Here is a 13,864-nt window from a genome sequence, read left to right as displayed (position 1 = left end):
GCCCCACCCCCACCTGCGTCGCACTCAACCCCACCTGATTCACAAACACAATCGGGGCATAAAACAGCGTAAAGCCGCTGCCCAACTGCGAGAGCAAGCGGCCTCCAAACAGAACCCAAATTTGGGGATGGAACACCCTAGAAGCCCGCCCCCGGCTTGAAGCTGGGCACCACCAGGGAATCGTCCTGCTTGGTCAAGCGGTTGTACAGCCGTTCCGTGTTGGGGAAATTGGCCGCAGGCAGAGTGGGATAGCGGCGGTAGGGCACCACATCCTCCCCAAACACCTGCGCATACTCAGGACTGCCCACCAGCGCCTCGATAAACGCCTTCAGCCCTTGCGTTGCCAGGATTTGGTTGTAATAGCGAATTTCCTGTTGATCCTTGGGCGCCCGGCCCAGGAAATGCTTGGTGCCCAATTCGATCACCTTGGTATTGGGATAGGGCGTGTAAAACTCCCGCAGATACAAATCCGACTGCCCCAAGCCGATGATAAATTCCCGCACCGTAATTTCCCCATTCGCCAGGCGGCTCTCTAAAGCCGTAAATTCATTCCCCACCACATAGGGTTCAATATCCCGCTCGAAAATTTGCCGGTACGCCGCCCGGATCACCTGTTCTAGGGCCACCTTATCCGTCCGGCTGGTGAGCTTAAAGATTTTGGTTTGCTCCCGCTTTTTGGTCACCCCCTGGTTGATGCGGAAGGCAATATCCGGTTCCGTCCGCAGATTGCTGGGCGTGCCCAGTTGCACAAACCGGGGGGTTTCCTCCGGCGTGACCGTCACCCCCACCGCCCCAATCGTGCCAGGGCGCAAATTCCGCAACGCCACCCCCTGGGGCGTGAGATAGCGCTCGTACGGCACCGTATCCTCGCCAAAGACCTCCGTGTACTCCGGGCTGTCAATGAGGGCATCAATCAACCCATAAAACCCCTTTTTGGCGCAAATGTCGTAGTAGGCATTCAGTTCCTGCCGCCCGTAGGTAGGCCGCCCCAACAACCGCCTGTGGATGTACTCCACCGCCTTGCACACGTACAGCCGACTCCAGTACAAATCCCGGAACACATCCGAGCGCGCCAACTGCCGGACAAACTCCCGCACGGAAATCTCCCCATTTTCCAACTTGATTTCCGCCACTTTTAACCGCTGCCCCTCATAGACCATCCGGCCAAACACCTGCAAATAGGCCGCCCGGATCACCGCCTGCGTAGACACCTCGCTAAAGCGCACACTGGCTTGGGTGCCCGTCTGCTTATTCCCCACCCGGGGCGTCTGGGTGAGCTTAAACACCTTTGGCCCCAAAGAACCAGGCGCTTGCGCCCGGGCCGCCGGATTGCCCACCTGGTTGGTGATCCCCGCCCCCCGGCGAATCAAAATCCGCCGCACATCCTTGCCAATGGGAGCCGGCGCCGCCTTGGGATTGACCGTATCCTTGGGGAAAATCGCCCCAAACTGAATCTCCAACGGGTCATTCCCCACCCCATAGGCATGGCGGTCCGGCAAAGGCCGCTCATATCCCGCAAACAAGGTCACAAACTGGGGCACCTTGCGAAACGGCGCGCTGTACTTAAACAAGTCAATCTGCGCCCCCCAATTGCGACACTCTTGGGCCTCAATCCCCAGCCCCCGCAAATAGGGCACCGTCTCCTCGCCAAAATAATCCGCATACTCCCGCGAATCCACCAGGGCATCCACCAAACGGTTGATCCCCCCCTCGGAAATAATGCTGAAATAGCGGCTAAATTCCTCGCGCGAACTGATCCCCCGCCCCAGAAAATGACGAAAGGCCAACTCCACCACCCGACTATTGACAAACGGCATCACAAACTGCTGGCGATACAGGGGCGATTTCCCCAAGCGGCGGATAAATTCCTTCATGGAAATTTCCCCGTTTTTTACCTTCGATTCCAGGTCGGAAATGCCCAAACTGTACCCCTTGACAATATCCCGTTCAAACACCTGCCGATAGGCCGCCCGCAGCACCGCTTGTTTTTCGGCCTCCGACAAACCCGGCTTCATCGCATAGCGCGGCCGTCCCACCGTCGCTGCATAGTACACCTGGGGCAATTCCAGCCCTTGCACATCCCCGGAAGGACGCTGGCGCACCTTATTGGAGGGTGCAGGGGCAATGAATTCGCTCAACACCACATCGAAATAACTGCCCACCATTTCTTGAATCTTCGCATCGGCCCGGAAATACCCCACCGCCGCCCGTTTCATCTCTTTAATCGCCACCACCGTTGCCGCCGTCGAACAGGCCTTTTCAATAATTTCCCGCAGCCCCCGCACATTCACCGTCAAGATGTTCGGGTCACCCGCCACAATCGCATAGGTGATATAGCGCAAAAACCAACTCAAATCCCGCAGGGATTTCTGCATATTACTGGCGCCATAGCGGGAGATATTAATCGGTTGAAACCCAGGAGGAATCTCCCCACCCGCGGCACTAAAAATGTTGCGAATTCCCTCAAAAAAGCCCCCTTGACTTTCCACATAAAAGGCCGTCCCCAACTTCATGGCCTCTTTCATATCCAGGCCATCGGTCACCTGCACATCTGCCGGTTTTTCCAGATAGGCCATCGGCGAACCCCCGACAAAAATCCGGTTGGCCGCCCGGGACACAATCACCTCCGAATTGAGGGTCAAGACCGTCGCCACCTCCAGCCGTTGCTGCCCCGAAGCCAAATAGGTTTCCAGTTGTTGCAATTCCGTCTGACTGGGGAAACGGTCTTCCTGCTCCGCCTGGGCAATCGTTTCCACCCCAACGGTGCGAAAGAGCTGGGGTTGCACCACCGGACTCCCGCCACTGGCCTTGACTGTCATGACACGGCTCCTTGCTTACACATGGACTCTTCCCCAGTGATCATACCGGGCAGCGCCCCCCACCTGAGAGGCAAGTAACGGTTTGTTACAATCCCGTTGTCAAGAACAATGAGCCAACACCTGCCGATAGAGCTGAATATACCGCTGGGCTTGCAAGGTCAAATGATATTCGGTCACCGCAATTTCCCGACAATTTTGGGACATTGTATGGCGAGTTGCTGCATCGCCTAACAATTGCTCAATTTTGTGGGCTAAATCCTGGGGATTTTCCGGCGTTGCCAATAGGCCCGTCATCCCAGGACGCACCAGCTCCGGAACGCCACCCACAGCGAAGGCAACCATAGGTGTACCACAGGCCAGCGCTTCTTGCAACACCAGCGGTAAATTATCCGCCCGCGTGGGGAGAATCAATAGGTCCGCCGCGGCAAAGACCATCACTTTTAAGCGGTCAATGCCAACATAACCGAAGCAAACCACATCCACCTGCAACTCTTTTTTCAGCACCTCGCCGCCCTCTCCCATCACCAATAAAACAATTTCTTTTTTCAAGGGATCGGGTAGCAAATTAATCGCCTGAATCAGTAAATCGGCCCCCTTGCGCGGGTCTTGTAAATTTACAGACGAAGTGAGTAAAACATACCGGTAATGCTTAATTTGTAAACAGCGACGGCATTCCTGTTTATCCAATGGGACGTAGAGGTCAACATCAATTCCGTGGGGAATCCAATGGATGGGAAACCGATTGAGCATACTTGACTTGGCTTGCTTCATCAACCATTGACTGGGGGTAACAATGGTTAAATGAGACCGCTCATAAGTCCAATGTTTTAACCACCATTCTAACCGCGTGTTATCCCTTTTGATAGCCGGATAAGTCTCTGGATAAGGGCATTGACCACAGCCGCTTTGCCAACGCTGACAGTCGAAACTATAGGCACAGTGTCCGGTAAAACTCCACATATCATGCAGGGTATAAACTGCCGGTTTATGGCGCGTCAGATGCGGGAGAAACAAATAATTAAAATAGCCGGTGTGGAGATTGTGTAAATTCAGAATATCTGCTTCTTGATAGAATTTATGGCTAGGAATTTTCCAGGTTGCCAGGTGACTCACATAATTTAAGCCCAACCCATCTGTGATATTTTTCAGTAAACCGGTCAAGGGATAATTTCGGCGGGGCACTCTTGCTACTCGTGGGTCGGTGGTTTGGGGAATACCTACTAACAGTTTAGAATCAATTCCCTGGCGCAGGAGACCTTGATGTAAACGGTAACCCGCAACAGCCGCTCCCCCTCCCACATCCGACTGATTAATATGCAGAACGTTCATGGGCTTTTCGCCATAACAAACCGCATACCCTCCCCAAAGCGTCGTTTGGCTATTGGGTTTTGAAAACCCGCCACATGTACGTTTAGACCACCCATACCACGTGTGTATAAACAGGGATTTTGCCATGGCAGCAGCCATGTCGGTCACCGGGTACAAAAGGGGTTCGTGCTGTGGGTATTCCTCCTGGCTGGCTGAGATGGTACGGCAAGAACAAATAGCCCCTTTTTGCCAGCACCCTGCACGAAAAAGCACTGAAATTTTCCATAACGGTTAAGCAGCCATGCCCAACAGGAGGAATAGGGTGCCACACAACAGCAATAAAACGCTGCCAACCCACCCCCAAAATCTGGGGAAACTGGAAATGCGGCGATTTGCCAGGCGTAGTTGAATCATATCCATATAAGAGACCGCCCCCCGGCGGAACCAGCCTACAACTTCTCCCCGTCGGCCAATCAACCCCTTGACTTGGTTGGCACCAAATAAGAAATTTCCTAGGGCACCAAATCGAGAAACATAACGCAAAAATATCAACCCGGTTTTGTCCTGAAATTGCAGGTCAGAACCCCAGATATAACCACTGTCCCCCCGCCCGATCACTTGCCCTTCCAAGCGTGCCGGACGCCCCCGCAATGGACTCGCATAGGGGTCAGACATGAGCGTAAGTACATCCATCGCCGGTGCTTGGCGGAAACTCGGATACATCACCCCCAATTTGATTGCTTTTCCTAGCCCCCAACCCAACAACCATGACCCCAAAATCAACACAACTAGTTTGAAGTCATTATTCCCAGCCACTAGCCCTGCCGCGACAATGCCAGTCACCAGGCCCAAAAATCCTCCCAACCGGGGTGCTGCGTAAACCAAAATATCCAAAATAAAGCCACCGTATAAGCGTCCTTTGTCGAGATGACGCCCCTCGCTGACAATTGCTGCCATATTAAACGCTGCCGGTTGGCCCAGCACCTCCGCATAGTTCGCCAACGCCCGAATCCGCTTGCCCGTCAGGGGATGGGTCGAATTTAACTCCATCCAGGTCGCCCAGGGGTTGAATAAATCCCACAAAAAGACCCGTCCCACCGCCTCCGTGCCCGCAGAACCATAGACCGTCCCCGTGGCCACCGCCGCTTTCGGGTCAAAAATACCCAAGGCTCGCGTGCCCTCCAAAACCCGGCTTGGCGCCGCCGCTTTTTGGCTCTGATCCACAATCCCATAAGCAATTTTCACCAACGCCCGCGACAAGGCATTGGGATTGCCGGTGGCTTCAGCCGCAAAATGGTCGGCAAAATACTCCCGCACCCGCGATAAATACAACACCAAATACGTACCGACGACATAAAAAATGTAGGCAACTAGGGCTGCTGAAGCTGCCAGCTTTGCTCCCTTACTGTCCCTGTCCCCCTTGCCTATTTCCTGCAGAAAAACATACAGCAAATAACAAATTTGCACCAAGGTCTGCGCCAGGGTCATGACGGCAAAATCCCAATGCACCACGTGTCCCAATTCATGGGCATAAACCGCCGCCGCTTCCTCATCGGCCAAATAGGTAAATAACCCCTGACTGACTACCACCCGGGCCGTACGGGGCAGGGAACCATAGGTAAAAGCAGTGGGATTTTGGTCATTAATTAACCCCAATTTCGGTATTGGTAGCCCCTTCTCTGCACAAATTTGCCGAATAATGTTTGCCGAAGCCCGACTCTGACGCTCAATATCCACCAGAGAAACCCAACGGGTGCGGTAAAAGCTCCCTTGAATCACATCCATGATGTAGGGAGCCAGAAAAAAGACAATGCCGTTGACAACGATGGTGATCACAATGGCTTTGAGCAGTTCCTTCGTCGGGTCAGCGCTATCAATAATCAGCAGAACCGCCAAGCCCAAGGTAAAAACCATCCCCACCAGCAACCCTAGGGTTACCGTGGAAGCTAAAGCTAAATTGCCGATGCCAGCGGCCAAGGGAAGGGGTTGACGGGCAATCATAAGAACACTCCGGGGGCGACACCTCCATTGTATAGACTCCCAAGGTAGTGTCAACCCACAGGACGCCGCAGAAAAATGAAATTCTGCTAAAGGCCTAGGTCCCAATGGATGCCGTTTTCTTTTCAGGAGCTTTTGCGTCGGCAAGGTGGGGTTGAATCTGCAGATTAAACAGGGACTCAAACCAGGTTTTTTTATAACTTAAATTCCATAACTCTAACGCACAGTCATCTCCTGCGATTTGTGGGTATAAGTACAGATGCAAATAGGGGGGTTCTATCCGACATTCCAGATGCGCAATGGCCCCAATTTGACGCCGATCAAGGGCAACGGCAATCCGCAAAAAAGCACTCAAGCGATCTACAATCGCCCGGTCCGCTTTATCCAGACGCGCATAGCCTTCGTGTTTACGTTTGGGGACGCTCTTGCGATGGTAACGGGCAATGTTGGCAATCATTTCAATTTCTTTTTCCGTATAGCCGAGCAATTCCCCATAGCGGATGAGGTAATAGGAATGTTTGTGATGGGCATCATGGCTGACAAAATGACCGCAATTATGCAAAATGGCCGCGGCCCACAAATAGGTCCGTTCTTCCCTGTCGCCCGGATGCAAAATCCCCTGGGTTTGGTCAAACAATTCCAGGGCTAACATGGCCACGTGTTTGCTGTGATCCAATCGCACCTGGTATTTATCCGCCAGTTTGTAAACACTGCGTTGACGCACGGAACTCTGATAGCGCAAATGGTCGGCAATCAAGCCATGATTGAGCATCCAATTGACAATAATGCCTTCCCGTAAGGCCCGCTCGCAGTAAATGATGTGATCGCAATTGAGTAGGTGCATGGCCTCCTGCAAAATCACAGCTCCGGCGAGAATAATCCCGGAACGTTTGGCAGGTAAACGCAGTTGTTCTTGCCGCTGCTGGTCGGATAAACTCCGCAGTTTTTGCACCAGGTTTTGCACCTGATTGCGGGTGAGTTTTTGTCCTTGTAAGGGTTGCGGTGGCGGGGCGTTGTTGAGGTGGGCCTGGAGGAGAAAGAGGGCTTCAATGGTGCCGGAGGTGCCAATCATAGGGACGCTTTGCCGGCGCAACTGCTGGCGCAGGTCGTAGGTCGGCCATTCCAACATCCCTTGCACATAGGCGCGTAACCATTCGTACTCGGCGTTGCTAATGGGGTCGGTGGTGATCAGTTCCTGCGTCAGCCGCACTGCCCCGACTTTGACACTGCTTAGGTACTGGGGTTCACCCCCATCGCCCAGGATGAGTTCGGTGGAGCCGCCGCCGATGTCTATCACAATGTGGGGCTGCCGGTTCAGTTCCATGCCGGATAAGACCCCTAGATAAATACAGCGGGCTTCTTCCACCCCGGAGATCACATCCACGACCAAACCGGTGGCGGCGGCGACCTGTTGCAAAAATTCGGCGCCGTTGGGCGCTTCCCGCACGGCGCTGGTGGCGACGGCAATGGTGACTTGTGCCTGGTGAATTTGAGCCAGGGTCAAACAGCGCTGGAGGGCGGCCATGGCCCGGTTCATGGCCTCTGGGGTCAAATTCCCGGTCTGGGGACAGCGTTCGCCCAGGCGCACGGTCTCTTTTTCGCGGGTAAGGACGGTAAAAGCGGGAATCTGGGGCTGAATCTGCACCACCACCATGTGGATCGAGTTGGTACCCACATCAATCGCCGCTAAGACAATCGGTTCATTGGCCCCCATGCCCTTCCTTAAGACGTTCTTAAACTCTATCTTAGGGGATGTGGGACACTCGATTTGGCGGCGTGATCCGCGCTGTTGGGTGGGGTGCTCCCGGCGGTAAGGGGAAGAATGTGTTGGCGCCGGTCAATCCCGCGCGCATCCACTATCTTTGAGAAGGGGTTGGTTGGGGATGCTGCCGATGGCTGGAGGGCAGGATGAATTGGTGACGGAGTTGATCACCCAAGCGCAGCAGGCAGGGGCGTCGCTGGTGCAGGTGCAGGTGGAGCAACAGAGGGTGCAGCCGGTGCATTTTGAGGCCAATCGGCTCAAGTCCCTCGAACGCACCCAGTCGCAAACGGTGGCTCTGTGGCTGTGGCGGGAGGGACGGCCAGGGGTGGCGGTGGCTGCCGGTAGGGTATCCCCGGAGCAGTTGGTGGCCAAGGCTTTGGCGGTCGCCGCACTGCAACCCCCGGAACCGGTGCATCTGCCTGCAGGTGGCGTGCGGCATTTTGCCGAGACCCAACCGGCGGTTGAGCCGTCGGTACTGGTCGTCTGGGGGGAAGCCCTCATGGCCCAGGTGCGCCAGGAGTATCCCGACGTGTTGTGCCAGGGGGGGTTGAGTTGGGAGGAGACGTTGACGCGGCTGGTGAATTCGGAGGGGTTGGATTACACCTACCACGCAACCGCTCTGGAGGTGGGGATGGCCTGCGAATGGGTGCGGGGGGAGGATTTCTTGCTGGTGGCCGAACAGGAGCGCACACCGGGGGGATTTGACCCGCAACCGCTGGGGCAACGTCTGTGCCAAGCCCTGGCCTGGGCGCACCAAAATGTGGCCATACCGGCGGGGGACTGGCCGGTGTTGTTGACCGCAAAGGCTGCGGCTCTCCTCTGGGAACCCATCCAAGCAGCCCTGAACGGTCGGCAGGTGCTTGAGGGGGCTTCGCCTTGGGCCCACCGGCGGGGGGAACAGGTGGTGCATCCTGCCATCACCTGCCGCCAGGAACCCCATGTACCGGTGCATGGCTGTCCCTTTGACGACGAAGGTGTGTTGACCCAGCCTTTGACGTTGATTGCGCAAGGGGTGCTGACCTGCTTTTACACCGACCAGTACACGGCGCGCCAGTGGGGCGAACCCAGCACCGGCAACGGGTTTCGCCCTGGGTTGACCCGCGCCCCGTTTCCCAGTTTGGTGAATTGGTGCGTCCAGCCGGGGGTGTTGCCGGATGCCGAGTTGCTGCGCCAGTTGGACACAGGGTTGGTGGTGGACCAGGTGTTGGGGGGTGGCGCCGATATTTCCGGGGATTTTGCCGTGAATGTGGACTTGGGCTACTGGGTGCAGGGGGGGCAGGTCCAAGGTCGGGTGAAAGATACGATGATCGCAGGCAACGTGTACGATATCCTGCAACGGGATGTGGTTTTGGGGGGACAGGCCACCTGGCAGGGTGACACGTTGACCCCAGGTCTCATCGTCCAAGGAATCACCATCACCAGTAAAACCAACTCATGACCATCCACCTGCGTCTTACCCCGGCAGCCGTGTCGGCCATTCGCCAGTGGCAAATACGCACGGAGCAACCCCACAGCCGCCTGCGTTTGGCGGTGCAGCCGGGTGGTTGCGCTGGTTACTGCTACACCTTGAGCCTGGAAGCGCATGCAGAGGTGGCAGCAGGGGAATTGGTGGCGGAACTCGGCGGGGTCACGGTGGTCGTTGCGCCCCAAGCCTATCCCTTGCTGGCTGGTCTGACCCTGGATTACACGGAAGATTTGGTGGGGGGCAGTTTTCGCTTCAACAATCCCCAGGCGCAGCAGACCTGTCGTTGCGGGCATTCTTTTGCCGTGGCCCCGCCGTCCGAATCACCATGAGGGAGAAATAGGACAGTTCCAAATGGGGATGGGCGGTCAAATCCCGATAAATTCTTTGCTGCGGCCAACCCACCCACTCCACCACATAACTGGCGCTCAGCAAATCCTGCTGCCGTAACCCTTGCCAAATTTGCGGGTAGTGCCGCGCCATTTTCAGCAGGACCACCACCTCCGCCTGGGTCAACGCCGCCGCTACCGCTTCCCACCCCTGCACCGCGGGCACAACCAGCAGCCGTTCTTCCCCTTGCACCAGGGGCAACCCCACCGCCGCCGCCGCCGCGCAAGGGGAACACACCCCCGGAATCACCCGCACCTCAATCTCCGGGTGGGCCGATACACCCTGGGCTAGGTAGGCAAACGTGCTGTAAAAACTGCTGTCTCCTTCACACACAAACGCCACATCCAAACCCTGGCGCAGGAGAACCAATACCTCCTGGGTCGCCCGTTCCCAGCACTGGGCCGTGGTCGCCGCATCTCCACCAAATGCACATGCCAGGGGCAAAATCCGCGTGGTGGGGGGGATATGGCGCTGAATGATTTGCGCGGCTACCCCAGGGGCATACTGACGCCCGCGCGGCACAGCGACCACCGGCACCTGTTGTAAAATCCGCCAGGCCTGCAGGGTGATCTGGTCAGGGTCCCCCGGCCCACAGCCAATGCCGTAGAGAATGCCCGGCATTTAGCCCCACCCGGCCCAAAGCAGCAACCCCAACGATACCCCCACCAGCGCCACGGGAATAAAGGCATTGTCGGGGGTCACCGGCGCCGGAGTGAGGTCCGCAGGGGGTGACGGTTTGGGTTTGGGCCGGGGGGAAACAAGACTGGGTACGGTCGCCTCCGTGAGCAAGGGGATTTCATTGAGCCATTCTGACCGCCGTTGCAGGCGGGGCGCTTCCAAAATGTAAAGCACCCGTTGGCTTTGCTGACGTACCTGTGGGTCCGGATGCTGGGTCAACTCCCGACAGAGGTCACGCGCCAACTGCCGTTCCTGATTGGCTTCGTAGGCCATGACCAGCCAAAGTTTCACCTGCGGGTCCTGGGGCCGGTCGGCCAAGGCCGTCTGAAAGGCCAGCACCGCCTGCCGATACTGCCCCCGTTCCATCGCCCGCACCCCCTGCTGATAGGCATTCACCGGGACGACCAACCCCCTAAAATCCGTTGCGCCCCCACACCACCAGGGCAATCGAGAAGGTAAAGCTGGCCATCGCCGCCACCCACGCCAGAGAAATAATGTCCATCGTCGCTACCACCTCCCGGAAATGTTGGTCAATGTTGGTGCCCAGAAGTTTGGGGTTCCCCCAGGCCCTCCCTGGGTTGCCAAAGCCCAGCACCGTCACCCGGAGGTTGCCCCTGCAGCGCCGGTGCTGAGCCATCCCACCCTTAGAACAGTCCCAAGGTCAGCGCCTTACTGATGGGCATCGTCGCCCCAATCCCCAACCAGATGGTCACGAAGGTCCCCACCAAAAACACCGTGGTCGCCACCGGACGGCGGAAGGGATTTTGGAACTTGTTCACATTCTCGATAAACGGCACCAGCGCCAAGCCCACCGGCACCGCCGCCATCGCCAACACCCCCAGCAACTTGTTGGGCAACACCCGCAACAGGTTAAACGTGGGGTAGAAATACCACTCCGGCAGAATTTCCAAAGGTGTGGCAAAGGGGTCGCCCGGTTCCCCCACCATCACGGGGTCCAACACCGCCAAACTAACGATGCAGGCAAACGTCCCCATGATCACCACCGGGAAAATGTACAGCAGGTCATTCGGCCAGGCCGGTTCCCCGTAGGAACTATGCCCCAGCCCCTTGGCCAGCTTCAACCGCAGCTTGGGGTCCGACAAATCCGGTTTCTTGATGTTAGACATAACCTTCTCCTCGCAAATGTTGGGCAATGGAAGACAGCGTCAGCCTACAGGGGGCCAGAAATCCCTTGTTTGCGGATCATCAGGAAGTGCATGAGCATAAACACCGCCGTCAGCCAGGGCAACACAAAGGTGTGGGCGCTGTAAAACCGGGTCAGGGTGCCTTGCCCCACAGCCACCCCCCCGCGCAACAGTTCCACCAGGAACGGCCCCACCACCGGCACCGCCTCTGGTACCCCGGTCACAATCTTGGCCGCCCAGTACCCCACCTGGTCCCAGGGCAGGGAGTAGCCTGTGACCCCGAACGATACGGTCAACACCGCCAACACCACCCCCGTCACCCAGGTCAACTCCCGGGGTTTTTTGAACCCACCGGTCAGGTACACCCGAAACACGTGCAGGATCATCATCAGAACCATCATACTGGCCGACCAACGGTGAATCGAGCGGATCAACCAACCAAAATTTACCTGCGTCATCATGTAAGACACAGAGTTGAACGCTTCCGCCACCGTGGGCCGGTAGTAGAAGGTCATGGCAAACCCCGTGGCAAACTGGATCAAAAAGCAAGTCAATGTAATGCCACCCAAGCAATAGAAGATATTGACATGGGGGGGCACATACTTGCTGGCAACATCGTCGGAAATCTCCGTCAAGTCAAGGCGTTCATCGAACCACTTGAAGAGCGGAGAATTGGACACTTCTTTGGTAAACATAAGTGCGGGTTCTCACAGAAACACAGGTGGGCAGATGCGCCACCTACGGACATTTTTTAATGTATCGCAAATGTTCTGGCGCTGGCAGCTTGTCCCCGCAGGCGGCCAGAGTGCGTTACCATAAATAAATCAGCGATTGCCCTAATGGGTTAGCGCACCTACCTTGCCGGCAACAGTGACCCATGTCGATTCTGGCTGCGATTGCCGTTTTGGCCGTTTTGATCCTGGTACATGAACTGGGGCATTTTGGGGCGGCGCGGCTGCTGGGAATTCGGGTCAGCCAGTTTTCCTTGGGATTTGGCCCGCCTTTGTGGTCCTATCAAGGGCAGGAAGTGCGCTATGCCATCCGGGCGATTCCCCTGGGGGGGTATGTGGGGTTTCCCGATGATGACCCGGACAGTGATATTCCCAGCCAGGACCCGCATTTACTCCGCAACCGTCCGATTTGGCAGCGCGCCTGGGTCATGAGCGCAGGGGTGCTGGCCAATTTGCTGTTTGCCTATTTGGTGCTGACGGGCCAAGCCCTGACGGTGGGAATTCCCCAGGTGGTCTATCAGCCGGGGGTGCGGGTGCCGCAAATTGTTGTGGCGATGAGTACAGCGGCGCAGCGGGCGGGGTTGCGGGCAGGGGATGTGATTGTGGCCTTGGACGGCCAGCCCTTGCCAACGGGGCAAACGGCGGTGAATCAGGTGGTGCAGGCGATCCAATCCCAACCTAACCGTCCGCTGCGGTTTCAAGTCCAACGGCAGGGGCAAGTGCTGGAATTGACCGTGACGCCGGAACGGGGTCCGAACGGGCAGGGGCGGATTGGCGTCCAGTTGCAGGACAACGTCATTCTCAGCACCCGTCGCTCTGGAAATCTGCTGGTGGCAATGGGGCTGGGGGCGCAGGAATTCTATCGGCTGTTGACCCACACCCTGCAGGGATATGGGGAGCTTATCCGGCATTTTCAGGAGACGGCCGACCAGATGGCTGGGCCGGTGGCAATTGTGGCCATGGGTGCGGGTCTGGCGCGGTCGAGTTGGGGCAGTTTGCTGCAATTTGCCGCCTTGATCAGTATCAATTTGGCGGTGATTAACATCTTGCCGTTACCGGCTTTGGATGGGGGGCAGTTGGTGTTTTTGGGAATTGAAGCGGTGCGGGGCCGGCCTATATCGCCGCGCGTGCAAGAAGGAGTGATGCAAACGGGTCTGCTGTTGCTGCTGGGTTTGGGGGTGTTTTTAATCATTCGCGATACGGTGCGGTTGGTGGGTTCGTAAGTGGTTGCGCGCACCGGGTCTTGCCCATCGTATGCGCCACAGATGCGCACGCCAATCGCTGGTGTGAATGGCTGTTATAGCTAAGCAGGCAAAGGTTGACATATAGAGCAGATGACTGAATCGATAAGATCATGAAGGTTTTGGGTTGTAGATGTCATGGTTTTTCTAACTCTTTGCTTGATTCTATGCCATTGATGCTCAATCGGGTTTAAATCGGGAGAGTATTTCGGTAGATATATCAATTCACACCCAGCGGCTGCCACAACCTTCCGAACGAGTTATAGCTATAGCTAGGTAGGTTAAGGTTGTCGCCTGAAGATTCATGGATACGCCACACTTCCCTATGGG

At 56.5% G+C, this 13,864-nt stretch carries 12 protein-coding genes and 2 pseudogenes; 3 read left to right on the top strand and 11 right to left on the bottom strand.

Features of this window, described 5'->3' with window-relative positions:
* From ACWISF_RS09615 to ACWISF_RS09595, 5 genes and pseudogenes are all read right to left on the bottom strand, one after another.
* Positions 1–136 (bottom strand): annotated as a pseudogene (locus tag ACWISF_RS09615) (MFS transporter); the annotation flags it as partial.
* A 16-nt stretch (positions 137–152) separates the two neighbouring features.
* Positions 153–2,819 (bottom strand): annotated as a pseudogene (locus ACWISF_RS09610) (phycobilisome rod-core linker polypeptide); the annotation flags it as partial.
* Positions 2,820–2,918: 99 nt separating this feature from the next.
* Positions 2,919–4,148 carry a glycosyltransferase family 4 protein gene (locus tag ACWISF_RS09605; protein ID WP_448381370.1) on the bottom strand — a complete coding sequence of 410 codons (1,230 nt, stop codon included), beginning with the start codon at positions 4,146–4,148 and terminating at the stop codon, positions 2,919–2,921.
* Positions 4,149–4,418: 270 nt separating this feature from the next.
* Positions 4,419–6,128, bottom strand: coding sequence for a zinc metalloprotease HtpX (locus ACWISF_RS09600; RefSeq protein WP_448381369.1), 1,710 nt, complete (start codon positions 6,126–6,128; stop codon positions 4,419–4,421).
* A 94-nt stretch (positions 6,129–6,222) separates the two neighbouring features.
* A complete protein-coding gene (locus ACWISF_RS09595; protein ID WP_448381368.1) occupies positions 6,223–7,839 on the bottom strand; it encodes a Ppx/GppA phosphatase family protein in 1,617 nt (538 codons plus the stop codon).
* Between the two features lie 178 nt (positions 7,840–8,017).
* Between ACWISF_RS09595 and ACWISF_RS09590 the strand changes: the two genes are divergently transcribed.
* Both ACWISF_RS09590 and ACWISF_RS09585 read left to right on the top strand, forming a co-directional pair.
* Positions 8,018–9,325: a TldD/PmbA family protein gene (locus ACWISF_RS09590; protein ID WP_448381367.1), complete on the top strand. Its 1,308-nt coding sequence runs from the start codon at positions 8,018–8,020 to the stop codon at positions 9,323–9,325.
* Complete coding sequence (locus tag ACWISF_RS09585; RefSeq protein WP_448381366.1) at positions 9,322–9,681, top strand: HesB/IscA family protein; 360 nt, start codon at positions 9,322–9,324, stop codon at positions 9,679–9,681. The genes ACWISF_RS09590 and ACWISF_RS09585 overlap by 4 nt, the downstream gene beginning before the upstream one ends.
* On the opposite strand, the gene ACWISF_RS09580 is transcribed toward ACWISF_RS09585, so the two are convergent.
* From ACWISF_RS09580 to petB, 5 genes are read right to left on the bottom strand one after another with little or no spacing between them, the layout of a single operon-like run.
* A complete protein-coding gene (locus ACWISF_RS09580) occupies positions 9,605–10,360 on the bottom strand; it encodes a precorrin-2 C(20)-methyltransferase (protein ID WP_448381365.1) in 756 nt (251 codons plus the stop codon). The genes ACWISF_RS09585 and ACWISF_RS09580 overlap by 77 nt on opposite strands.
* A complete protein-coding gene (locus tag ACWISF_RS09575; RefSeq protein WP_448381364.1) occupies positions 10,361–10,813 on the bottom strand; it encodes a tetratricopeptide repeat protein in 453 nt (150 codons plus the stop codon).
* Between the two features lie 16 nt (positions 10,814–10,829).
* Positions 10,830–11,054: a cytochrome b6/f complex subunit VIII gene (locus ACWISF_RS09570; protein ID WP_448381363.1), complete on the bottom strand. Its 225-nt coding sequence runs from the start codon at positions 11,052–11,054 to the stop codon at positions 10,830–10,832.
* Between the two features lie 7 nt (positions 11,055–11,061).
* A complete protein-coding gene (petD, locus tag ACWISF_RS09565; protein ID WP_448381362.1) occupies positions 11,062–11,544 on the bottom strand; it encodes a cytochrome b6-f complex subunit IV in 483 nt (160 codons plus the stop codon).
* Between the two features lie 44 nt (positions 11,545–11,588).
* Positions 11,589–12,257, bottom strand: a complete 669-nt coding sequence (gene petB / locus ACWISF_RS09560) for a cytochrome b6 (protein WP_448381361.1) — start codon at positions 12,255–12,257, stop codon at positions 11,589–11,591.
* A gap of 182 nt (positions 12,258–12,439) precedes the next feature.
* On the opposite strand from petB, the gene rseP reads away from it, so the two are divergent.
* Positions 12,440–13,516: an RIP metalloprotease RseP gene (gene rseP / locus ACWISF_RS09555; protein ID WP_448381360.1), complete on the top strand. Its 1,077-nt coding sequence runs from the start codon at positions 12,440–12,442 to the stop codon at positions 13,514–13,516.
* An 80-nt stretch (positions 13,517–13,596) separates the two neighbouring features.
* Here rseP and ACWISF_RS09550 read toward each other — a convergent pair whose 3' ends face one another.
* Positions 13,597–13,779 (bottom strand): transposase, encoded by a 183-nt coding sequence (locus ACWISF_RS09550; protein ID WP_448381359.1) that lies wholly within the window; start codon positions 13,777–13,779, stop codon positions 13,597–13,599.
* Positions 13,780–13,864: the final 85 nt, after the last annotated feature.

The organism is Gloeomargarita sp. (assembly GCF_053491055.1).
Note: the sequence above shows the minus strand (reverse complement) of the source record. Positions and strands in the feature narration are given on the sequence as shown.

Coding starts and splice junctions, on each gene's coding strand:
- ACWISF_RS09580 (WP_448381365.1), bottom strand. CDS start 10,360: ATGCCGGGCATTCTCTACGGCATTGGCTGTGGGCCGGGGGACCCTGAC.
- petB (WP_448381361.1), bottom strand. CDS start 12,257: ATGTTTACCAAAGAAGTGTCCAATTCTCCGCTCTTCAAGTGGTTCGAT.
- ACWISF_RS09570 (WP_448381363.1), bottom strand. CDS start 11,054: ATGGCTCAGCACCGGCGCTGCAGGGGCAACCTCCGGGTGACGGTGCTG.
- ACWISF_RS09600 (WP_448381369.1), bottom strand. CDS start 6,128: ATGATTGCCCGTCAACCCCTTCCCTTGGCCGCTGGCATCGGCAATTTA.
- ACWISF_RS09605 (WP_448381370.1), bottom strand. CDS start 4,148: ATGAACGTTCTGCATATTAATCAGTCGGATGTGGGAGGGGGAGCGGCT.
- ACWISF_RS09590 (WP_448381367.1), top strand. CDS start 8,018: ATGGCTGGAGGGCAGGATGAATTGGTGACGGAGTTGATCACCCAAGCG.
- ACWISF_RS09595 (WP_448381368.1), bottom strand. CDS start 7,839: ATGGGGGCCAATGAACCGATTGTCTTAGCGGCGATTGATGTGGGTACC.
- ACWISF_RS09585 (WP_448381366.1), top strand. CDS start 9,322: ATGACCATCCACCTGCGTCTTACCCCGGCAGCCGTGTCGGCCATTCGC.
- rseP (WP_448381360.1), top strand. CDS start 12,440: ATGTCGATTCTGGCTGCGATTGCCGTTTTGGCCGTTTTGATCCTGGTA.
- petD (WP_448381362.1), bottom strand. CDS start 11,544: ATGTCTAACATCAAGAAACCGGATTTGTCGGACCCCAAGCTGCGGTTG.